At 71.2% G+C, this 20,329-nt stretch carries 21 protein-coding genes; 17 read left to right on the top strand and 4 right to left on the bottom strand.

Going from position 1 to position 20,329, the window contains the following annotated elements; translation table 11 throughout:
* Nucleotides 1-45 precede the first annotated feature (45 nt).
* Entirely contained in the window at nucleotides 46-216 is a 171-nt protein-coding gene (locus tag ACL03H_RS12065; protein WP_412811264.1) for a hypothetical protein, read from the bottom strand.
* Nucleotides 217-466: 250 nt separating this feature from the next.
* Between ACL03H_RS12065 and ACL03H_RS12060 the strand changes: the two genes are divergently transcribed.
* The 4 genes from ACL03H_RS12060 (at nucleotide 467) to ACL03H_RS12045 (ending at nucleotide 2,454) form a co-directional block, all read left to right on the top strand.
* The gene (locus tag ACL03H_RS12060) at nucleotides 467-1,285 is read left to right on the top strand and encodes a helix-turn-helix domain-containing protein (protein WP_412811263.1); all 819 of its coding nucleotides are present in this window, start codon (nucleotides 467-469) and stop codon (nucleotides 1,283-1,285) included.
* A gap of 19 nt (nucleotides 1,286-1,304) precedes the next feature.
* Nucleotides 1,305-1,514 (top strand): DUF397 domain-containing protein, encoded by a 210-nt coding sequence (locus tag ACL03H_RS12055; RefSeq protein ID WP_412811262.1) that lies wholly within the window; start codon nucleotides 1,305-1,307, stop codon nucleotides 1,512-1,514.
* An 83-nt stretch (nucleotides 1,515-1,597) separates the two neighbouring features.
* Complete coding sequence (locus ACL03H_RS12050) at nucleotides 1,598-1,744, top strand: hypothetical protein (protein ID WP_412811261.1); 147 nt, start codon at nucleotides 1,598-1,600, stop codon at nucleotides 1,742-1,744.
* A 245-nt stretch (nucleotides 1,745-1,989) separates the two neighbouring features.
* The gene (locus tag ACL03H_RS12045; protein ID WP_412811260.1) at nucleotides 1,990-2,454 is read left to right on the top strand and encodes a hypothetical protein; all 465 of its coding nucleotides are present in this window, start codon (nucleotides 1,990-1,992) and stop codon (nucleotides 2,452-2,454) included.
* Nucleotides 2,455-2,478: 24 nt separating this feature from the next.
* On the opposite strand, the gene ACL03H_RS12040 is transcribed toward ACL03H_RS12045, so the two are convergent.
* Nucleotides 2,479-2,982, bottom strand: coding sequence for a GNAT family N-acetyltransferase (locus tag ACL03H_RS12040; protein WP_412811259.1), 504 nt, complete (start codon nucleotides 2,980-2,982; stop codon nucleotides 2,479-2,481).
* Between the two features lie 166 nt (nucleotides 2,983-3,148).
* Here ACL03H_RS12040 and ACL03H_RS12035 point away from each other — a divergent pair, with 166 nt between their 5' ends.
* The 6 genes from ACL03H_RS12035 to ACL03H_RS12010 all read left to right on the top strand — a co-directional run bounded on the left by ACL03H_RS12035 (nucleotide 3,149) and on the right by ACL03H_RS12010 (nucleotide 7,469).
* Nucleotides 3,149-3,490, top strand: a complete 342-nt coding sequence (locus ACL03H_RS12035; RefSeq protein ID WP_412811350.1) for a YbaB/EbfC family nucleoid-associated protein — start codon at nucleotides 3,149-3,151, stop codon at nucleotides 3,488-3,490.
* A gap of 46 nt (nucleotides 3,491-3,536) precedes the next feature.
* Nucleotides 3,537-4,052: a hypothetical protein gene (locus ACL03H_RS12030; RefSeq protein ID WP_412811258.1), complete on the top strand. Its 516-nt coding sequence runs from the start codon at nucleotides 3,537-3,539 to the stop codon at nucleotides 4,050-4,052.
* 192 nt (nucleotides 4,053-4,244) lie between these two features.
* Nucleotides 4,245-4,571 carry a hypothetical protein gene (locus ACL03H_RS12025; RefSeq protein ID WP_412811257.1) on the top strand — a complete coding sequence of 109 codons (327 nt, stop codon included), beginning with the start codon at nucleotides 4,245-4,247 and terminating at the stop codon, nucleotides 4,569-4,571.
* A gap of 17 nt (nucleotides 4,572-4,588) precedes the next feature.
* Nucleotides 4,589-5,167 (top strand): DUF3558 domain-containing protein, encoded by a 579-nt coding sequence (locus ACL03H_RS12020; RefSeq protein ID WP_412811256.1) that lies wholly within the window; start codon nucleotides 4,589-4,591, stop codon nucleotides 5,165-5,167.
* 209 nt (nucleotides 5,168-5,376) lie between these two features.
* A complete protein-coding gene (locus ACL03H_RS12015) occupies nucleotides 5,377-6,645 on the top strand; it encodes a hypothetical protein (protein WP_412811255.1) in 1,269 nt (422 codons plus the stop codon).
* Nucleotides 6,645-7,469: an ESX secretion-associated protein EspG gene (locus ACL03H_RS12010; RefSeq protein WP_412811254.1), complete on the top strand. Its 825-nt coding sequence runs from the start codon at nucleotides 6,645-6,647 to the stop codon at nucleotides 7,467-7,469. Before ACL03H_RS12015 ends, ACL03H_RS12010 begins: the two co-directional genes overlap by 1 nt.
* Here ACL03H_RS12010 and ACL03H_RS12005 read toward each other — a convergent pair whose 3' ends face one another.
* Nucleotides 7,470-8,459, bottom strand: coding sequence for a LacI family DNA-binding transcriptional regulator (locus ACL03H_RS12005; RefSeq protein ID WP_412811253.1), 990 nt, complete (start codon nucleotides 8,457-8,459; stop codon nucleotides 7,470-7,472). It abuts the gene before it with no gap.
* Nucleotides 8,460-8,775: 316 nt separating this feature from the next.
* Between ACL03H_RS12005 and ACL03H_RS12000 the strand changes: the two genes are divergently transcribed.
* From ACL03H_RS12000 to ACL03H_RS11990, 3 genes are all read left to right on the top strand, one after another.
* The gene (locus tag ACL03H_RS12000; protein WP_412811252.1) at nucleotides 8,776-10,191 is read left to right on the top strand and encodes an L-fucose/L-arabinose isomerase family protein; all 1,416 of its coding nucleotides are present in this window, start codon (nucleotides 8,776-8,778) and stop codon (nucleotides 10,189-10,191) included.
* A gap of 294 nt (nucleotides 10,192-10,485) precedes the next feature.
* Nucleotides 10,486-11,979 carry an FGGY-family carbohydrate kinase gene (locus ACL03H_RS11995; protein ID WP_412811251.1) on the top strand — a complete coding sequence of 498 codons (1,494 nt, stop codon included), beginning with the start codon at nucleotides 10,486-10,488 and terminating at the stop codon, nucleotides 11,977-11,979.
* A gap of 365 nt (nucleotides 11,980-12,344) precedes the next feature.
* Nucleotides 12,345-13,304, top strand: a complete 960-nt coding sequence (locus tag ACL03H_RS11990) for an alpha/beta hydrolase fold domain-containing protein (protein ID WP_412811250.1) — start codon at nucleotides 12,345-12,347, stop codon at nucleotides 13,302-13,304.
* Nucleotides 13,305-13,314: 10 nt separating this feature from the next.
* Here ACL03H_RS11990 and ACL03H_RS11985 read toward each other — a convergent pair whose 3' ends face one another.
* On the bottom strand, nucleotides 13,315-14,250 hold the full coding sequence (locus ACL03H_RS11985; RefSeq protein ID WP_412811249.1) for a DNA recombination protein RmuC: 936 nt from the start codon (nucleotides 14,248-14,250) through the stop codon (nucleotides 13,315-13,317).
* Between the two features lie 166 nt (nucleotides 14,251-14,416).
* Here ACL03H_RS11985 and ACL03H_RS11980 point away from each other — a divergent pair, with 166 nt between their 5' ends.
* The 4 genes from ACL03H_RS11980 to ychF all read left to right on the top strand — a co-directional run bounded on the left by ACL03H_RS11980 (nucleotide 14,417) and on the right by ychF (nucleotide 19,998).
* Nucleotides 14,417-15,595 carry an exonuclease SbcCD subunit D gene (locus ACL03H_RS11980; RefSeq protein WP_412811248.1) on the top strand — a complete coding sequence of 393 codons (1,179 nt, stop codon included), beginning with the start codon at nucleotides 14,417-14,419 and terminating at the stop codon, nucleotides 15,593-15,595.
* Nucleotides 15,592-18,549, top strand: coding sequence for an AAA family ATPase (locus ACL03H_RS11975; RefSeq protein ID WP_412811247.1), 2,958 nt, complete (start codon nucleotides 15,592-15,594; stop codon nucleotides 18,547-18,549). The genes ACL03H_RS11980 and ACL03H_RS11975 overlap by 4 nt, the downstream gene beginning before the upstream one ends.
* A gap of 39 nt (nucleotides 18,550-18,588) precedes the next feature.
* Nucleotides 18,589-18,825: a hypothetical protein gene (locus ACL03H_RS11970; protein WP_412811246.1), complete on the top strand. Its 237-nt coding sequence runs from the start codon at nucleotides 18,589-18,591 to the stop codon at nucleotides 18,823-18,825.
* 96 nt (nucleotides 18,826-18,921) lie between these two features.
* The gene (gene ychF, locus ACL03H_RS11965; protein WP_412811245.1) at nucleotides 18,922-19,998 is read left to right on the top strand and encodes a redox-regulated ATPase YchF; all 1,077 of its coding nucleotides are present in this window, start codon (nucleotides 18,922-18,924) and stop codon (nucleotides 19,996-19,998) included.
* Nucleotides 19,999-20,329: the final 331 nt, after the last annotated feature.

Below are 20,329 nucleotides of genomic sequence, written 5' to 3'. Positions count from 1 at the left end.
CTTCTGATCGACGGTGCCCGGTGGTCCGTTGACCACCGGGCACCGTCATGTCCGGGGGTAGCACAGCGCGCAGGTCGGCAGCGGCCACTGGTTCGGCGTCGGCGGCACGCACACCGCGCCGCAGTCGGCGAGCCCGAGCCGGTTTCCCGGCGAGCCGTGGCAGATCCGGCGCTCGTTGCCCGGCGAGACCCGGTGCAGCCGATCGCTCGTGAACACCCCGCGCCAACCCGGCGGTTCAGGTCGCATTGCCGCCCCCGGGAGCCGATGGGGACGCGGAGCCGGTGGCCTCGTCGGGGAGGAGGGGAAGACCACCGACCCCACGCCAGCGACGGGAGGTCGCCGCCGAGGAGGAATCTATAAGCGGCAATGCCACGTAGATAGTCGCCCTTTAGGGGGATCAGGTTCTGGCGTCCGACCCGGCAGACTGTTCCGCGACCGAGGAGGCAACGTGACGAACCCTGGACCGGTGATCCGCAGGCTCGAACTGGGCCTGGAGCTGCGCAGGATGCGCGAGGCGGCGGGCGTCGAGCCGAAGGAGATCGCCGAGCTGCTGCGGTGGGACGTGACCAAGGTGTCCAAGCTGGAGAACGGGGTCCGCACCATTTCCGCCGCCGAGCTGGATCGCATCGCCGAGCGCTGTGGCGTCGACGGGAACCGGATCGAACACATCCACCGGTTGGCGAAGGAAGCGCGCAAGCGCGGCAGCTACGGCCGGGTGCAGGACTGGGCGCGCTCGTACGTCGGCATGGAATCGGTGGCCAGCGAGCTGCTGATCCACTACGGCGACATGATCCCGGGAATCCTCCAGACGAAGGCGTACGCGGAAGCGCTGCTGAACAAGGCGATCTCGGTCCGCCCGGAGGACGTGGGGCGCATCGCGGACAGCCGGGTCGCGCGCAGGGCGCGCCTCACGGCCCCGAACCCGCCCGAGCTGTCAGTGGTTCTGGGTGAGCCCGCCATCCGGGGAGTCGTTGGCGAGCCCGAGATCATGCGTGAGCAGCTAGCCGTCCTCCTGGAGGTGGCCCAGCTCAAGCACGTCACGCTCCAGGTCCTGCCGCTCTCGGACTGGGCGCACCTCGCGCTGGGATCGCCGTTCACGATCCTCAGCCTCGCCGAACCCGCGAAGACGATCCTGTACCTGGAAGGCCTGACGAACGCGGATTACCTTGCTGGTCCCCAGCACCTCAAGTCCTATACCGTTGCGTTCAACCGTTTGAGGGTCGCGGCGCTCAGCGAGTCCGCTTCGGCCGAGCTCATCCGGGATGTGCTCGGAAGGCTCGAATAGGACAGAAGAAGGTGGCAGCGTGACCGCCCACGACACCCCTGCGTTGCCTTGGCGGAAGTCGACGTACAGCAACGCCAACGGCGGCGCGTGCGTCGAGGTCGCGTTGGCCGCTGATCGCTCGGCGGTGCGGGATTCCAAGCTCGGGCGGGGGAGCCCGGTGCTGTCCTTCCCGGCAACCGCCTTCGGCGCGTTCCTGCGCGAGGTCAAGAAGGGCAACCTCGACGGCTGAGTCATATGGTGGCTGGGTGGAAGTGCAGGACGGATCCGCGTCGCCTGGCGGCTCACGTCGTCTCCGCCGCGAATGACGCGACCGTGCGCGCGGCGTCCGCGCAAGCGGAGATCCCCCGGGGCGCCCCGCACCAGCTCCCGGAGGCGACGAGCGGGGGAATCGCGGCCTCCGGCGAGCCGATCACCGCGGCGCAGGCGATGGGCTCCTCGACGCGGTCTCAGCTGACCTGAGCTCGGTCTATCAACGTTTGGAGGAGGGTCGGTTCGTCGCCGCAGCGGTTAGCGCATTCTGTGCGACTGTTCAGCCGGTCAACACGCAGACCAGCGAACCATCGACGAACTCGGCGCCAAGTGGGGGTTGCGAACAACGGCGTGGATCTGAGCGGCGGTAGCGTCAATGATGGCGACGAATCGAACTGGGAAGTGCGATGATGATCCCGATTCCTGTACCGCAACCGCCTCCGAGGTACGTTCCGGTGTCGGTCGAGTGGGCGCGCAGGATGAGGCGACGGCTCGGCCTGGCCGGAATCTTGCTCGTGACTTGTTCACTGGTCATCGCCGTTCTGGGAATCCCCTGGATGTTCTCGCTGCCAGTCGGTCGAGGCGCGGGAACGATCATGCTGGCGGGTTTTCTCTTCGTGTCCACGTTCTTTTCCTGTGGGATGGGAGTGCTTTCCCTGCTCGGGCGGTCGTACCTCAACAGCGGCTGGCTCAACCTGACTCAAGCTCAAGGACTGCGACGATCCTCGCTGGCTGTCTGGATCTTTTCCGCGATCGGCGGCGGCCTGAGCACGGCGGCTTTGGCGCTGGCGTCCGCCGCTGCGGCGCGGGACGGTGCTCAGCTCGGTGCGGAAACCTTGTTCGGCTTCGTCGTGGTGCTGTCGCCTGTCGCGCTGTCCGGTTTCGCGTGGTGCGCAGTCGTCCGGAAGATCCTCGTCTGAACCGAGGATTCCTCGACGGCTGAGTCAGATGCCGAACGGCGCGGGGTACTCGATCAGCCCGCTCGGCACTGGCTGCCGGGGATCGAGCGCGAGGGCGAGGAACGCGGTGTCGGGGGCCTCGAACGGCGCTCGGATGCCGAACCGGGAGGCAGGGGTGAATCCGAATCTCGGGTAGTAGTCGGCGTGCCCGAGCACCACGACCAGGTTCTCCCCGAGCGCTCGCGCGGCGTCGAGTCCGGCGCGGATCGCGGAGGATCCCGCTCCCGTTCGCTGGTGCGCGGGCAGCACCGCGCAGGGTGCGAGCGCCAGCGCCGGAGCTCCACCGACCCGGCACCGGCTCAGCAGTGCGTGCCCGACGATCCCGCCGCCCTCGTTCGCGGCCACGGTCGACAAGCCGGGGACCCACGCCCCCGGATCGGCGCGAAGCGCGTCGACGAGATCGGCTTCCTCGGCGGTCGGGAACGCCGCGAGGTTCACGGCCCGAACCCCCGCCGCGTCCTCCGGCAGCTCTGCTCGCGTGGTCCACATGGAGCACCCCGTTCTCCGGTCCTGTCGGAGCTCAGGCTAGTTCCCGGCGCAAAGCTGCCGTGAACGGATCTCACCGTCCCGGTGTTTCCTGCGATCTGCCCATCGGCCCACCGCGGCTCGGTAGGGTGCCCACTTGTGCATCAATGGTGGCAGCTGAACGAGGAAGATCATTGGCCGGAGGAAATTCGGATGTCGCCGAGGCTCCGAGCGGGCAGAACCAGAAGTACGCGATGAAGCTTTCCGCGGCCAAGACCCGGAAGGAATTGTCGTGGTAAGCGTGACCGGACTCGGTGAAGTGCGTGCGGTGGAGCTCGCCACCGACTGGAAGCGCCGCACGGATCCTCGTCGCCTGTCGACGCACGTTCTCTCTGCCGCGAATGACGCGACCCTGCGCGCCGCGTCCGCGCAGGCGGAGATTTCAGAAGCCGCTCCGATGCCGCCCGAGCCGGTAGGCACTCTCGACGGTCTTGGTGACAAGTGGGGAAACCCAACGACGGTGTCGATCTGAGCGATGGCAGTGTCAGCGATGGTGATGCGTCCAACTGGGAGGCTCGATGATTCCGATCCCGACCGGGCCGCCCCCGCCGCCACGGCTCCTTCCCGTGTCGGTGGAGTGGGAGCGGAGCAGGAAGCTGCGTCTGCTGATCGCGGGAATCGCGCTGATGACCGGTTCACCGGTTGTCGTGCTGGTGGGGATGGCGTGGATGTTCGTCCTGCCGGCCGGCGGCCACCCGCTCGCCTGGATCGCTGTGCTGATGATCGGGGTGTCCGGCCTTTTCTCCTGGCTCCTGGGACTGTGCACGTTGCTTGGCCAGCGGTACTTCCGCGGTGGAACGATCGACGTCGCCGGGGCGCGACCGTTGCTGAGGCAGTCGGTTGTGTTGTGCGCGGGGACCGCGTGCGCGAACGGTCTTGGCTTGGCCGTCCTGTCGCTGGTCTTCTTCGGGCGCGCTGACGAGGTGAACCCGGAGCTTCTGATCTACCTGCTGGTCGTCGCGGTCCCGATGGTCATGGCGGTGATCGCCTGCCCCCTGATGTTCAAGTCGCTGCGCCCTGAGCCCCGGTTTTGATCAGGATGAGTCAGCACCCCGGCTCTTCCGCTTTCGGAGATTGTGCTGCTCTCATCGGGTGATGATCACGCGCGGTGCGTCACCGGTTACTGTGGTGATCGTCATAGGGGTGATTGAGTAGGTTCGCGCACGCGCGGAGGGGGCTGCGTGCACCATGCTCAGCTGACGCGTGGACATGCCAGGGGAGGAAGCATGACCGGGTTCAGGATAGACCCAGAAGCGCTGGAAGCAGCGATCCGCAAGCTGGAGGACGCGAAGTCTGAAGCGGAGGCTTTGGCGCGATCCTCGCGATCGGCCATGCCGAACGAGCTCACCGCCAAGGATTCGATAACCGGTGAGGCGCGCGCTCTCTTTACTGAAAGAGTAAATGGAGCTGATGTTTCGTTGCAGGGCGCGGCGAATGCCATTATGGCGAAGCTGGACGGCAAGATCGAGTCTTATCGTGCGACGCTGGATGAGTATCGACTGGCCGACGAAAACTCCTCGGTTGACGCCGGAAAAATTGAAAGGCGGTCGTAGGATATATGCCTGCTAAGGTGAGTCTTGCCGCTTTTCGGGTACTCGCGGGCATGGCGTCGTTAGCTGTCCTCGCTTCTGGTTGCGCGATGGGATCCGACGCGGGCGAGAATCCTCCACCTCAGGAGATACCGGGTCAGGGTTCTGAGGTGAAATCCCCTAAAGAAGCTTCTGGGGTTGAGGTCTGCGCTCTCCTCGGCCCGAGTGCCCTGCAAAGTCTGGGTCTTGAGTCGGAGGGGGAGAAGCTCAAGGATTCTTTGGATCCTAGCCTTCCTGAGTACTGCAAGTGGTCCGCCGTTGACGGCGATGCCACGGTCTCCTTGAATGCGTTCCCGGGGCGTAACATTCAGATGTATCGAGACCATTCGTCGTCGTTCATAGATTATGCGGAGTTTGATGTCGCTGGTCATCCTGTCGTTCAGGCTAACGAAGATGACCCTGCGAATGGCAGTTGTGCTTTGTACTTGGCTACCAACGAGAACGAAATTCTATTCTCTTTTGTGACGGAAACTGACAGTTCTGGGGGGATGGTTGATCCCTGCGGGTTGGCGAAGCAGTCGCTAGAGCTCTCGGTTGCGGGGTTGCCGGAGAAAAATTAGCTCACGTCGCGAAAGGTGTGATCGGATCTTGTTTTTGCTTTGCTCTTGATGCACCTAGTGGTGAGTCGTTCGATTCATGTCCGTGCGCCAGGGGTATGTTGGAGCGGCCGGTTCCCGGCCTTCCTCTGGTGAAGTGAAAGAGGTTGGAAATGTCATCTCCTGTATCGGGATCTGACTCCATCGTTGGATCTGGTATGTGCTACGCCGGAATGGCGAAGCAGCTGCGTGCGGACATGGGAGGAGGTCCCGACGCCGGTTCGTTGCCGAGCGCGCTGGGGAACGGAAGTGCCGCCTGGGCGCAGGCGAGGGAGAACTTCGAGGGCTTGGCTGCGGACGTCGAGGCCGCGCTGCGCGAGGCTGAATCGGCGCACGAGGGGCGTGCGGCCGATGCCGCGAATGCTTCGATCAACGCAATCGTCCCGCACGCCCGGGCCGCGTCGGAAACCGCTGGTGCGGTGAGCAAGGCGCTGGAGAACCAGGCGAACACGCAGAACTCGACCTTCCACGAGATTCCCAGCGAGGGCGAGACGCTGTCCAACGGGCGGCCGGTGCAGCTCGATCCTCCGGAGAAGGGGTGGGTCGACGAGCACGACGACACCTGGTACCTCGGGTGGGCCAGCGATTACGAGGAACGCCAAGAGGACTTCCAGCTCACCAACGATCGCGCTACGGAGATCAAGGAGCGCTACCGGAGCGAGACCGAGGCGAACCTCGCGGCGGTGCCCGAGTTCCAGCCGATGCCCGCTGACGAGGGCGACCAGGTCGCCCCCGGTGCGACCACTCCTTCCGCTCGGGAGGTGATGGGGAGTTCGCAGTTCTCCTCGGTCTCCTCGAACGGCAGCACTCCCGCGGGCAGTTCCTCCTCCTGGGCTGCCTCGCCCGGTCCGGGAGCCCCGGCTCCGTCGTTGGGCGGCGCTCCTGGTGCGGTGGCTCCGGCTCCGTCGGGGTCCGCTTGGTCGCCGGCCCCGTCGAACCCGAACGCCGGGTTGCCGCCGGGCGTGGTGCGCGGACCGGACGGGACGTTGTACCGCCAGAACCCGCGAACCGGGGCCTGGGAACGACAGAATCCCTACAACGGCCGGTGGGCGCCCTCGCCCGCCGGTGGTCCCGGTGGTGCCTCGGGTGGTCGCGGCGGCGTGGGTGCTGGCGGACTCCGCTCCGGTGCCGGTGCCGGTGCCGGTGCCGGCGCGGGTTCGGGTGCTGGTTCCGGTCCGGGCGCGGGAGGTCGCGCGGGTGTCGGTGGTGTCGGTGGTTCGAGCACCGGTGGCGCCACGTCCGGCGGGTCGAGCGGGTCGGGCGCTCGCGGTGGCGCTGGTGCGCCGGGTGGCGCGGGTGCCGGGCAGCGCGGGCAGCAGCAGGGCGAGGACGCCGAGCACGAGCGGCCCAGCTGGCTCATCGAGGACGAGGACGTGTTCACCAACGACATGCGGGCCGTGGCCCCGCCGGTCTTCGGCGACTGGGAGAACCTGGACCGCTGATGAGCCGAGGGAGGATGTCGATCAGCCCGCTCGCCGCCGCCTACCTGTGCGAGCGGTTCGACAGTCACGTGCACCCGCTGCTGCGGGTGGGCAGGCTGGCGGGCGAACCCACCCGGGACGAGCTGGCCCGCGCCGCCGAACTCGGCAGGCAGGACCTGATCGACCGGGGGTACCTGGACCGCGACGACCTGCACCCCTTCCTGGAGGACGCCTGGCAGCTGCTGTCGCGGCCGCCGCTGGCGGTGGGGGTGGCGGTGCACGCCAAGGGCGGCACCTCGTTCAACGCGGTCTGCGTCGAGCACGGCCGCGCGACGGTGCAGGCGTACCAGGCGGACGGCGCGACCAACGACGACCTGCGGGACATCGTGCTCAGCCGGCAGGAGTACGGCGGTCCGGCGGGCAACGCCGTCGAGCTGATCGGGTCGCTCACCCCGGGACGCGGCGGCACCGCCAGCGTGCCGACCGACGTGCTGGACAACGCCACCCGGCGCAGGCGCAAGAACCCGGGCGGCACGCTGCTGAGCGCGCTGACCGGAGCGGGGGTGGGCAGCGCCGACGCCCGGGTGCTGGCGACGGTGCTCACCGCCGAGCGCGAGCGGGACGGCGTGTTCACCGCGCGCGGGCACGACCGGCGGGTCGGGCGCACGCACCGGCCGCCGTACTCGGTCTCGTTCTTGAACGGGCCGGACGGCTGCTACCTCACGCAGAAGCGGGAGGGCGGCGACGGTCGGCAGTGGTTCACCGTCGCCCCGGCCGACCGGCGCAAGCTCACCGCGAAGATCGAGGAGATGGTCCGCGCGGTGGCCGCGGCCGCCTCCCGCTGATCAGCCGCGCTCGGTGCTGCCGCGCGTGACGAGGTGGGCCGACAACGTTCGCGTGGTCGGCTCACCCCGGTCGCCGCCGATGCGGCGCAGCAGCAGCTGCGCGCCGACCGCGCCCATGTCGTAGGCGGGCTGGACGACGACGCTCAGCGGCGGGTCCAGCAGCGTCGCCCACGGCGCGTCGTCGAAGGCGATGACGCCCACGTCGCGGCCCGCGCGCAGACCCAGCTCGCCCAAGGTCTCCAGCACCCCGACCGCCATCGCGTTGTTCGCCACCAGCAGCGCATCGGGCTGGTCCGGTTGGTCCAGCAACTGCCGGGCAGCGCGCCTGCCGCCGGTGGCGCGGAACTCCGCGTGCCGCACCAGGCCCCTGTCCGACAGCCCCGCCGCGCGCAGCGCCTCCCGGTAGCCGTTCAACCGCGCGTCCGCTGTCGGCATCCCGCTCGGCCCGGTGAGGCAGCCGATCCGGCGGTATCCCCGGTCGACCAGGTGCAGCGTCGCGTTCTTCGCCGCGTTCCCGCTGTCGACCAGCACCGCGTCCCCGCCGCCGGGCAGCGGGCGGTCCAGGGCGACGGCCGGCGTGCGGCTCGCGCGCAACAGCTCGGCGCTCTCCTCCCGGCCCGTCGGCGAGAGCAGCACCCCGGCCATGCGCTCCTGCAGCGCCACGTCCAGGTACTCGCGCTCCTTCGCCGGGTCGTCATCGGAGTTGCACAGCACCACCGAGTAGCCCGCCGCGTGCGCGACGTCCTCCACCCCGCGCGAGATCGCGGTGAAGAACGGGTTCTCCACGTCCGAGATGATCAGGGCCAGCACCGCGGTCTCCTGCTTGCGCAGGTTGCGGGCGGGGCCGTTCGGCCGGTAGCCGAGCTCGTCGGCGGCCGCCGCGACCCGGGCCGCCAACGTGGGATCCACGGTGCTCTTGCCGTTGAGCGCCCGGGAGACCGTCGCGGTGGAAACACCGGCCCTGGCCGCCACATCGCTGATCGTCGCCACCGGACCTCCTTCGGACGTCGGCTGCCCGCGTGGTTGCGACGCGGATTCCTTGACAGCCCCAGCGAGTCCAGAATAACTTCCGAGAAAACGATTGCTCATCACCCGGTCGGTCAATGGTGAACGAATTCGGGTCACGGCGGCAGGCGCGGAATCCCAGCGCAGGCGCGCCCGGTGCGTTCTCCTGGCCCGGCCAGGCGCGGTGGAAGCGGAATCCGGCACGTGCGGCTGGCCCGTTCGAGGTTCGTCCCCGCGACCCGGTCCGGAACCTCACCGGCACGTCCTGACGCAACCCCGTTCCGAGAACCAGGGAGGCCCCGTGGCCCGCATCGGTGTGGTCGGCATCTCCGACGGTCGTGATCACGTGCACGCCCGCAACGCGGAATTCATCCAAGGCAAGCAGGACGCCCTCGTCGCCTCGTTGCGCGCGGCCGGGCACGAGGTCGTCGCGGGCGACGCTCTCGTGGCCGACAACGTCCTCGCCACCTCCGTGGCCCGGAAGGTCGCCGCGGCCGAGGTGGACCTCACCGTCCTCTACTACGCCGTCTGGTCCTTCCCGCACTTCACCATGCTCGCCGCCGACGCCACCCGGAGCCCGCTGGTGCTCGTGGCCAGCACCGATCCCACCGAGCCCGGCCTCGTCGGGATGCTCGCCGCGGGCGGAGCGCTCGACCAGATCGGGCGCGCGCACAGCCGTGCCTGGGGCGCGCCCGACTCGCCCGAACTCGCCGCCGCCATCGGAGTGCGGGCCACCGCCGCCGCGGCCGTGTCCTCGCTGCGGGGCTCCACCTTCGGCCGGTTCGGCGGGCGGCCGATGGGCATGAACACCGCGGTGGCCAACACCGACCAGTGGCAGCGGCAGTTCGGCATCGACGTCGAGGAGATCGACCAGTACGAGCTGGTGCTGCGCGCCGAGAAGGCCGATGCCGCCGAAGCCCGCAAGGCGCGGGAATGGCTCGAAGAGCACTCCGCCGGAGTGCACTACGACGGCAAGAAGCTCACCCCCGAGCTGCTGGAGCGCCAGATCCGCTCCTACCTCGCCGCACGGGAGATCATCGCCGAACGCCACCTCGACTTCTCCGGCATCAAGGGCCAGCCGGAGCTCACCGAGAACTTCGCGACCATGGACGTCACCGAGGCGTTCCTCAACGACCCCTACGACTGGAACGGGCCGAAGGAGCCGCACGTCTGCGCCACCGAGGCCGACATGGACGGTGCGCTGACCATGCAGCTGTTCAAGCAGGTCGCGGGCACCCCGGCGCTGTTCGCCGACGTGCGCCACTACCACCACGACCGGGACATCTGGGACCTGTGCAACTCGGGTCAGCACGCCACCTGGTACGCCGCGCGCAGCGACGACCCGCTGGAGAACCTCGCGAAGGTCAACTTCTACCCGGAGGTGTTCTTCTTCCCGGCGGGCGGTGCCTCCGTGCAGCACATCGCCGCGCCCGGGCAGATGACCCTCGGCCGGTTGACGCGGGAGGCGGGCGAGTACCGGCTGCAACTCCTGCTCGGGGAGTTCGAGAGCTACGACGAGGAGACCAACCGGGCGCTCGTCGAGCAGTCCACTCCCGAGTGGCCGCACGCCTTCGCCCGCCTCGACGTTCCCGGCGAGGTCTTCCTGTCCCGGTTCGGCGCGAACCACCTGCACGCGGTCCCCGGCGACCACCGGGCCGAGCTGCGCGCGGTCGCCGAGCAGCTCGGCATCCGGTTGGAGGAGTGGACCCGGGGCTGACGCCCGCCCTGGTCCGGGGAACCCCGCGGGGCCGATCCGCCCCGCGGGGCCCGAACCAGAAGCAAACGCGGCCAAACGGAACGGTTCAGAACTCGCGGCCGTCCCGGCGGAGCAGAACCGCTGCCGGATCGTCGCAGCGCACCGGGATGTGACTCGGTCGCCGGTGCGAAACCTGTTCCCGCGGGCGCCCGCTTCCGGAAGACTGCGCGTCCGAATCGGACATGAGTGCGGGTCGCTCCGCCGCGGGTCTTTACGATGCCGCGGGGAACGTCGGACGAGCGGGAGGAACAGGCGATGGCTGAGGGCGTGCTGATCGGCGTCGACATCGGGACATCGAGCTCCAAGGGGGTGCTGGTCACCACCGGTGGCCGGATCGTGGCCAGGGCCACCCGCCCGCACGACACCTCCTACCCGCACCCGGGTTGGGTCGAGCACGACGCGGAGGCCGTCTGGTGGGAGGACTTCACCGGCATCGTGCGGGAACTGCTGCCCGCCGCCGAGGGGCGCACCATCGAGGGACTCGGCGTCAGCGGCATCGGTCCCGTGCTGCTGCCCGCCGACGGCGACGGCAACCCGCTGCGTCCCGCGATCCTCTACGGCGTGGACACCCGTGCCACCGCCGAGATCGCCGAGCTCACCGAGGAGTTCGGCGCCGACGAGATCCTCCGCCGCGGTGGTTCCGCGCTCACCAGCCAGGCGGTCGGACCGAAGATCCGGTGGCTCGCCAAGAACGAGCCCGAGATCTACGCGCGCACCGAGAAGCTGCTGATGTGCAGCTCCTACCTGGTGCACCGGCTCACCGGGCGCTACGTGCTCGACCACCACTCCGCCAGCCAGTGCGATCCGCTCTACGACCTGCACGCCCGGGAGTGGTCGAAGGAGTGGGCGCAGCGCGTCGCCCCCGACCTGGCGCTGCCCGAACTCGCGTGGCCCACGGAGGTCGTCGGCCAGGTCGGCGCCCGCGCCGCCGCCGAGACCGGGTTGCCCGAGGGACTTCCCGTCACCACCGGGACCATCGACGCGTGGGCCGAGGCCACCAGCGCCGGCGTCCGCGAGCCCGGCGACGTGATGCTCATGTACGGCACCACGATGTTCTTCGTCCAGGTGCTCACCGACCCGCGGCCGCACCCCGCGCTGTGGGGGACCTGCGGCGTGTTCCCCGACACCTACACGCTGGCCGCTGGCATGGCGACCTCCGGAGCGGTCACGGACTGGATCCGGCGGCTCGTCGACGGTGACTTCGCGGAACTCGTCGAGCAGGCCGCGGGCGCGCCGGCCGGCAGCCGCGGGTTGCTGCTGCTCCCGTACTTCGCCGGGGAGCGCACGCCGATCTTCGACCCGGACGCGCGCGGGGCGCTGCTCGGGCTGACCACCAGCCACGGCCGGGCGGAGGTGTACCGGGCGGCGCTGGAGGGCATCGGCTACGGGGTGCGGCACAACCTGGAGGCGATGAGCTCCGCCGGGGGCCGCGCCGGGAGGCTCGTCGCCGTCGGCGGTGGTACCCAGGGCGGGCTGTGGACGCAGATCGTCTCCGACATCTCCGGCCAGGAGCAGCAGATCCCGAGCGAGACCGTCGGCGCCGCGTTCGGCGACGCGCTCATGGCGGGGGTCGCCACCGGCACCGCCGTCGGCGAGCGCGAGTGGAACCCGGTGGCGCGCACCGTCGTGCCCGACCCCGAGCGCACCGAGCGCTACGACGCCTTCTACCAGCACTACCTGGAGCTCTACCGCTCCACGGCGGAGATCCAGCACTTCCTCGCCGCCCAGCAGCACGCGGCCGACGCCTGATCGGAGTCAACGGACCGTTCGTCCAGGCGGATGGGACGAACGGTCCGTTGACCTGTCCCGTGGTGGGGGTGAGCGGACCGTTCGTCCGGCGGGTTGGGGCGAACGGTCCGTTGACCCGAACCGCCCGGGGTGCTCGTGCGGGAGTGAACGGCTCGTTCGTCCGAGCGGATGGGACGAACGGGCCGTTGACTCCGCTTCCGCGCTGGTGCGGGTGGGGTGAGCGGACCGTTCGTCCGAGGAGGCGGGGTGGACGCGCCGCTCACCGGATCGCTCCGCGTGCTCGCACCACTCGAACGGGTGATGGTCTTGTTAGGGTCCTGGGCATTCGGCGCCGGTGATCGGAGCCCACGGTCCGGGAGGATGGCATGGCCTCGGCGCGGCGGGTCTGGCGAGCGGTGCTGGCCGGAACGGCGGTGCTGGCCGCGGCCGCGCTCACCGCGGGCTGCCTGGCCTCCTCGGAACCGGCGAACGGCACGCTGATCGGTTCCGCGGCCCCCGACCTCGGCGCCTCGCGGATCGTGGCCGGGCAGGTGTACGCGCAGCGCCCGACCGGTCCGCTCGCCCTCGACCTCTTCCTGCCCGCTGGCCCCGGCCCGCACCCGATCGTGGTGTACGCGCACGGCGGAGGCTGGGACGCGGGCAACCGGAAGATCGACGGGCAGCTCGCGGCCGGCGGTGCGGCCGAATCCCTCACCGCCGAGCGGATGCTGAGCCGCGGTTTCGCGGTCGCCACCGTGGACTACCGGCTCAGCGACCTGGGCCCGGCCCCGACGCAGGTCGAGGACGTCGCCGAGGCGGTCCGCTGGTTGCAGCTGAACGCGGGCACCTGGCAGCTCGACCCGGAGCGGGTGGTGCTGTGGGGAGCGTCGGCGGGTGGGCTGCTGGTCTCGCAGCTGGGCGCGGTCAGCGACGACCCGGCCGAGCCCGGCGGCGGGCTCACCGGCATCCGGGGCGTGGTGAACTGGTTCGGCCCGACCGACCTGAGCGCGGAGGCGGAGCTGGCGAACCCGCACCTGTCCGACTACTCCCGCCGGACCGTGCGCAAGTACCTCGGTTGCATGCCGGGCGAGTGCCCGGTGCACGCCTCCGCCGCGAGCCCGATCCGCAACCTCTCCGGAGCCGAACCGCCGTTCCTGATCCAGCACGGCACCAAGGACTCACTGGTGCCGATCGAGCAGAGCCTCGACTTCGCGGACCGGCTGCGCGATCTCGGCGTGGACGTCGCGCTGCACCCCTACGAGGACTTCGACCACGGCTTCACCCCGGGGCCCAGCGTGCCGATGATCGTGGACACCGTGGACGCCTTCCTGGCCCAGCACGGCTGATCGGAGCCGGTCAGCGCTCGGCGGCCTCGGTGCCGACGAGGCCGTCCTCCTCCCGGCGGACGCCACCGATCGAGGCGGAACCGCCCGCGCTCTCGGCCAGCGGCTGCACCGCGCCCCGGAACGACTCCAGCGCGTCGAGCTCGCGGCGCCGCGCCGAGACGAACCGCTGCAGGTGCGTGCTGGAGAGGTTCACCGCCTCCACCGCGCCCGAGGCCGCCCGCTGCGCCCGGACCGCCTGCGCGCGCACCTGCTCGATGTCCTCGGCGATGGTCCGCTCGGTCGCCGCGAACAGCGCCGCCGAGGCCAGCACCGCGAAGCTCGTCGGTCCGCACAGGAACACCCGCTTGTCCAACAGCCACGACAGCAGGCTCGGATCCGTGTCCAGCGCGGTCACCACGGCCGCGTCCGAGGGCACGAACATGATCGCCCCGTAGATCGCGTCCGCCCAGCGCTGGTAGCCCTTGCCCGCCAGCTCCGCCGCCCGGGACCGGATGTTGCGCACGTGCACCCGCAGCGCCTCGGCCCGCTCCTCCGGATCGGAGGTCTCCATCGCCTCCGCCCACACCGCGAGGCTCGCCTTCGCGTCCACCGGCACCTGCCTGCCGCCGCCCACGGTGAGCACCAGGTCCGGCCGGGCGGCGCCGCCCCCGGCCAGGTCGGTCTGCACGCTGAAGTGCACGCCCTCCCGCAGCCCCAACGACTTCGCCGTCTCGACGAGCACCTGCTCGCCCAGCTCTCCGCGCCCCGTGATCGAGGCGAACGCGACCTCGTAGCGGCGCAGCGCGGCCTGCTGCTCGACGGTCCGCGCCCGTTCGGCCTCCACCATCCGCAGCGCCTGGTCGGCGCGGCTGGCCGAGTCGGTGTAGAGCCGCCAGATCAGCACCAGCGCCCCCGCGAACAGCAGCACCAGCACGACCACCACGGCGATCAGCACGCCGGTACCCATGTCGCTCTCCCCTCAGCCACGCCCCCGCGATCATCCCGCACCGGGCGGCCGAATCCGCCGCGATCGGGCCCCGCTCCCCGCGATCGGCCGATTCCCCCAGCGTGCGGGGGTCGGTCCGACACGCCGGGGCCGATCAGCGGGGGAGGGGTTCGGTAACTTGACCTCCATGCGGCTGCTGCACACCTCCGACTGGCACGTGGGACGGACCTTCCACGGCCGCGACCTGCTCGCCGAGCAAGAATCGGTGCTGTCCGGGCTGGCCGAGCTGGTCGTCGCGGAGCGGGTCGACGTGGTGGTCGTCTCCGGTGACCTCTACGACCGCGCCGTGCCCTCCGGGGAGGCCGTGGAGACCTGCGTGCGGGTGCTCGGCCGGTTGCGCGAGGCCGGTGCCCGGCTCGTGGTGATCCCCGGCAACCACGACTCCGCCGCCCGGGTCGGCGCGTTCGGCGAGTTCGCCGCCGCGGGTGGCCTGCACCTGCGCACCCGCATCTCGCTGCTGCACGAGCCGGTGCTGATCGACGACGAGCACGGGCCCGTCGCGTTCTACGGAATCCCCTACCTGGAACCGGATCCGGCCCGCCAGGTGCTCGACGCGCACCCCGGCGTGCCCGGGGCGGAACCGGTCGCCGAGCGCGGCCACCGCGCCGTGCTCGCCGAGGCCATGCACCGCGTCAACGCCGACCTGGACGCCCGCGGCCGACCGCGCTCGGTGGTGCTCGCGCACGCCTTCGTCACCGGTGGCGACGCCAGCGACTCCGAGCGGCCCATCGCGGTCGGCGGCGTCGAGCAGGTGCCGGGCGGGGTGTTCGACGGCGTGGACTACGTCGCGCTGGGGCACCTGCACGGACCGCAGCGGCTCGCCGAGCACCTGCGCTACTCGGGCAGCCCGCTGGCGTACTCGTTCTCCGAGGCGGCGCAGCGGAAGTCGGTCTGGCTGGTCGATCTCGACGCCGCCGGTCTCGCCGAGGTCCGCCGCCACGAGCTGCCCGTGCCGCGCCGCCTCGCCACCCTCCGCGGCGAGTTGGAGGTGCTGCGCACCGCGCCCGAGCACGCCGCGCACGAGGACTGCTTCGTGTCCGCAGTGCTCACCGACGAGGTGCGGCCGATCGACGCGATGCGCCTGCTGCAGGAGCGCTTCCCGCACGCCGTCCACCTGGAGTGGCAGCCCGCGGGCGGTCGCGCGACCGGCGAGCTGCGCTACTCCGAGGCGGTGCGCGGCCGGGAGGACACCGCGATCGCGGACGGCTTCGTCGCCGACTGCCGGGGCTCCGAGCCCACCGAGGGCGAGCGCGCGCTGCTGGCCGAGGCGCTGCGCGCCGTCCAGGTCGCGGAGGTCCGCGAATGAGGTTGCACCACCTGGAGATCACCGCGTTCGGCCCGTACCGGGACCGGGTCGAGGTGGACTTCGACGCGCTCGGCGCCGACGGCCTGTTCCTGCTGCACGGCGACACCGGGGCGGGCAAGACCAGCCTGCTCGACGCGATCTGCTTCGCCCTCTACGGCGCCGTGCCCGGGGCGCGCGAGCAGGTCAAGCAGCTGCGCTGCGACACCGCGGCCGACGAGGTGGCCACCTCGGTCGAGCTGGAGCTCACCGTGCAGGGCCACCGGCTGCGCGTCGTCCGCAGCCCCAAGTACGACCAGCGCAAGAAGCGCGGCGAGGGCGTCACCACCCGCAACGCGAAGGCCTCGCTGACCTGGATCTCGGCACCCCCCGGCGGCACCGCCCCCGAGGGTGCCGCGCGGATCGACGAGGTCAACCGCACCGTGCAGCGCCTGCTGGGGATGACCGTCGACCAGTTCACGAAGGTCGTGCTGCTGCCCCAGGGCGAGTTCGCGAACTTCCTGCGCGCCGAGACCACCGAGCGCGAGCGGTTGCTGGAGAAGCTGTTCGGCACCCAGCGCTTCGCCGACGTGGAGCGGTGGTTCGTCGAGCACCGCCGGGAACGCGGCCGCGCCGTCGAGGAGCACCGCCAGCGGGTCCGGGAACTGCTCGCGCGCGTCGCCCAGGTCGTCGGGGAGGACCCGGAGGAGGGCGCCGACGAGCGGATCTGGCTCGAGGGCTGGGAGAAGCGCCTGGACACCGAGCTCGGCGAGACCCGCGCGGAACGCGGAGAACTCGCCGGCCGGCGCGAGTCCGCCGAACGGGAGCTGACCGCGCGCCGCGAGCTCGCCGACAAGGTCCGGCGGGTGCGCGCCGCTCACGCCGACCTCGCCGAGCTCGACGCGGAGCGGGCCGAGCACGAGCGCTGGCGCGCCGAACTGGACGCCGCCCGGCGGGCGGCGCCCGTCCTCGCGGTGCGCCGGACCGCTGGGCAGGCCGAGGCCGCCCTCGACGAGGCGACCCGCGCGCTCGCCCGCGCCCGGCAGGACTGCCCCGGCACCGGCCCCGAGACCCCGCTCGACGAGCTGCGCGCCTGGTCCGGCGCCCGGCGGGAACGCGCCGGGGCGCTCGCCGAGCTGCTCCCCGAGGCCGAGGAGCAGCGCACCGACCTGACCCGGATCGACGCGCTCGCCGACGAGATCGACACCGCCGAGCGCGCCGGGGCCGAGCTCGCCGAGCGCCAAGCCGCGCTGCCCGAGCGCGTCGTCGCCGCGCGGGGCCTGCTCGACGAGGCCAGGCAGGCCGAGAACCGCCGCGAGCACGCGGAGGCGCAGGTCGATGAGCTCGCCGAGCTGCTGCGCGCCGCGCGCGCCGTGCCCGCCGCCCGGCAGGCCCACGAGCAGGCGGCCGAGCACGCCCGACGCGCCGTGGACGAGCACCAGAACGCCCGCGAGACCGTGCAGGAGCTGCGGGAACGGCGGCTCGCCGGGATGGCGGCCGAGCTCGCCGACGAGCTCGCGGACGGCCACCCCTGCCCGGTGTGCGGCTCCGCCGACCACCCCGAACCGCGCACGGCCGTGCGGGACTCGGTGCGCGCCGAGGACGAGCAGGCGGCTCAGCGGGTGGAGCAGGACAAGCAGCGCGAACGCGACGAGGCCGCCGCGCGCGACACCGAGCGGCGCGGGCAGCTCGACCGGCTGCTGGAGCGCGTCGGCGAGCGCACCGCCGAGGAGGTCGAGGCCGAGACCACCGCCGCCACCGAGCACCGCGACGCCGTCCGCGCCCTCGCCGAGCAAGTGCCCGCGCGCACCGCCGAGCTCGCCGAGCTGGAGTCCTCGGCGCAGCGGCTCACCGACGAGCGCGGCGAAGTGGACCGGCGCCTCGCCGCGGCCCGCAGCGAACTCACCGCGCTGCGCGCTCGGTCGGAGACCAGGGCCGCCCGGCTCGACGCCGCCCGCGGCGAGCACCCCGGCATCGCCGAGCACCGCGCGCACCTGCTGGACGAGGCCGACCGCATCGACCGGCTGGTGGCGGCCAGCTCCGCGCGCGACGACGCCGAGCAGCGGCTCGCCGGGCAGCGGGAGGCGCTGCGCTCGACGGCCGTCGACGCGGGCTTCGCCGACCCCGACGAGGCGCTGCGCGCGGAGCGCGACGACGCCCGGCGCGCCGAGCTCGACGACGCCCTCACCCGCGTCGAGCAGCGCCGCGCCACCGCGCGTTCCACCCTCGCCGACGAGGACCTCTCCGGCGTCGACGCGGAGACCGACGCCGGGGTGCCTGCCGCTTCCGAGGCCCTGGTCACCGCCCGCGAGGCGGCCGAGCGCGCCGCCACCGCCGCGCAACGCGCCGAACAGCGCGACCGGGACCTGCGGGGGCTCGCGGCACGCCTGCGCGCCGCCTGGGACGAGCTCGGTCCGGCGCTCGCCGAGCACGCCGAGCTGGAGGCGCTCGCGGACGTCGTCAACGGGCGCGGGCAGAACGCGCGCCGGATGTCGCTGCGCTCCTACGTGCTCGCCGCCCGGCTGGAGGAGGTCGCCGTCACCGCGACCCGGCGGTTGCAGCGGATGAGCGACGGGCGCTACTCCTTCGTCCACTCCGACGCCGCCGGCGCTCGCGGTACCCGGGGCGGTCTCGGGCTCGACGTGCTCGACGACTACTCGGGGCGGACCCGCTCGGCGAAGACGCTCTCCGGCGGGGAGTCGTTCATGGCGTCGTTGTCGCTGGCGCTGGGCCTGGCCGACGTGGTCGCGGGGGAGGCCGGGGGCGCGCTGCTGGACACCCTGTTCATCGACGAGGGCTTCGGCACGCTCGACGCGAACACCCTGGACCTGGTGATGGACACCCTCGACGAGCTGCGCGCGGGCGGCCGGGTGATCGGGCTCGTCTCGCACGTCGACGAGATGCGCCAGCGCATCGGGACCCGGCTGCGCATCCGCAAGTCACGCGACCGCGGCTCCACGATCGAGATCGACGCCTGACGGATGACAGCGGAGCGGTTCTTCCCTAATGTCCGGGTCATGAGTCACTCGACGATGCGGCGCGGCCGCGTTCTCAAGATCGCGGGCACCGCGACCGGCGCACTGCTCGCGCTCACCGTGACCGCGGGGTGCAACGACCCCGTCGCTCCGCCGCAACAGCAGCAGGAGCAGCAGGAGCAGCAGGACGAGGGCCGGGACCCGCAGGACAACCAGCACGAGGGCAACGAGCCCGACGACGAGCGCGACGACGGCGGGGCCGAGCAGGACGACGACTGAGCCGCCCGGGACCGCCCCGAGGATCGCCCGGGGCGGCCTCGCCCCGGCCGGGCCACCTGCGCAGATCGCCTCCCGGACCCCCTAGACTCACGGGCCGTGAGCCTCACCCTCGGAATCGTCGGGCTGCCCAACGTCGGCAAGTCCACCCTGTTCAACGCACTGACCAGCAACGACGCGCTCGCGGCGAACTACCCGTTCGCCACCATCGAGCCGAACGTGGGCGTGGTGCCGTTGCCCGACTCCCGGCTCGGCGAGCTCGCGACGCTGTACGCCTCCGAGAAGCTGGTGCCCGCGACCGTCTCCTTCGTCGACATCGCCGGCATCGTCAAGGGCGCCTCCGAGGGCCAGGGGCTCGGCAACAAGTTCCTCGCGAACATCCGCGAGGCGGACGCGATCTGCCAGGTCATCCGCGTCTTCGACGACCCGGACGTGGTGCACGTCGACGGCAACGTCGACCCGGCCAGCGACATCGAGACGATCAACACCGAGCTGATCCTCGCCGACCTGCAGACCCTGGAGAAGGCGCTGCCCCGGCTGGAGAAGGAAGCCCGGACCAACAAGGACAAGCGCCCCGCGCTGGACGCCGCGAACGAGGCGAAGGCCCTGCTGGACGGGGGCACCACGCTGTTCAGCGCGAACAAGGCCGACGTCCCGGAGCTGCGCGAGCTGAACCTGCTCACCACCAAGCCGTTCCTGTACGTGTTCAACGCCGACGAGGGCGTGCTCTCCGACGAGGCCCGGAAGAAGGAGCTGCGCGAGCTGGTCGCCCCCGCCGACGCGGTCTTCCTGGACGCGAAGGTCGAGTCGGAGCTCATCGAGCTCGACGAGGAGTCCGCCCGGGAGCTGCTGGAGTCCGTCGGCCAGCCGGAGCCGGGCCTGCACGCCCTGGCCCGCGCCGGGTTCCACACCCTCGGCCTGCAGACCTACCTCACCGCCGGGCCGAAGGAAGCGCGCGCCTGGACCATCCCGAAGGGCGCCACCGCACCGCAGGCCGCCGGGGTCATCCACACCGACTTCGAGCGCGGCTTCATCAAGGCCGAGATCGTGTCCTTCCCGGACCTCGTCGAGGCGGGCTCGATGAGCGCCGCGCGCTCGGCGGGCAAGGTCCGCATGGAGGGCAAGGACTACGTCATGTCCGACGGCGACGTCGTGGAATTCCGCTTCAACGTGTAGCGGGTGGCATGCCATCACGTTACTGATCTGGCAAACATCCAGGTCAGGTGGGGTCTGCTCCTTCGGGGGCAGACCCCTTCCGCGTTCCCGCACTGACTTGGTGCTGACCTGTGAGCACCCCTCATCACCCCTCCCGCGCTGGTTCCGTGCTGCCGCGTGGGTAGCAGCACATCGGGAGAACGGATGTGCTCAGGTAGTGCCGTGGCTTTCACGCGCGTCAGCCGAGAGCGGGTTGGCCTCCTGCGGCGCTGAGAGAGGCGCCGTTGACGTAGCCGGCGCCGGGGGAGGCCATGAAGGCGACGGCTCCTTGGCCGGCCGACAGGCGTCGACG

This window comes from Saccharopolyspora antibiotica (assembly GCF_047200635.1).
In the GTDB taxonomy this organism is placed as follows: domain Bacteria; phylum Actinomycetota; class Actinomycetes; order Mycobacteriales; family Pseudonocardiaceae; genus Saccharopolyspora_C.
This window is presented reverse-complemented; position numbering and strand designations above follow the sequence as displayed.

Coding starts and splice junctions, on each gene's coding strand:
- ACL03H_RS12040 (WP_412811259.1), bottom strand. CDS start 2,982: ATGTGGACCACGCGAGCAGAGCTGCCGGAGGACGCGGCGGGGGTTCGG.
- ACL03H_RS12015 (WP_412811255.1), top strand. CDS start 5,377: ATGGCGAAGCAGCTGCGTGCGGACATGGGAGGAGGTCCCGACGCCGGT.
- ACL03H_RS12030 (WP_412811258.1), top strand. CDS start 3,537: ATGATTCCGATCCCGACCGGGCCGCCCCCGCCGCCACGGCTCCTTCCC.
- ACL03H_RS11995 (WP_412811251.1), top strand. CDS start 10,486: ATGGCTGAGGGCGTGCTGATCGGCGTCGACATCGGGACATCGAGCTCC.
- ACL03H_RS12010 (WP_412811254.1), top strand. CDS start 6,645: ATGAGCCGAGGGAGGATGTCGATCAGCCCGCTCGCCGCCGCCTACCTG.
- ACL03H_RS11980 (WP_412811248.1), top strand. CDS start 14,417: ATGCGGCTGCTGCACACCTCCGACTGGCACGTGGGACGGACCTTCCAC.
- ACL03H_RS11975 (WP_412811247.1), top strand. CDS start 15,592: ATGAGGTTGCACCACCTGGAGATCACCGCGTTCGGCCCGTACCGGGAC.
- ACL03H_RS11970 (WP_412811246.1), top strand. CDS start 18,589: ATGAGTCACTCGACGATGCGGCGCGGCCGCGTTCTCAAGATCGCGGGC.
- ACL03H_RS11985 (WP_412811249.1), bottom strand. CDS start 14,250: ATGGGTACCGGCGTGCTGATCGCCGTGGTGGTCGTGCTGGTGCTGCTG.
- ACL03H_RS12025 (WP_412811257.1), top strand. CDS start 4,245: ATGACCGGGTTCAGGATAGACCCAGAAGCGCTGGAAGCAGCGATCCGC.
- ACL03H_RS11990 (WP_412811250.1), top strand. CDS start 12,345: ATGGCCTCGGCGCGGCGGGTCTGGCGAGCGGTGCTGGCCGGAACGGCG.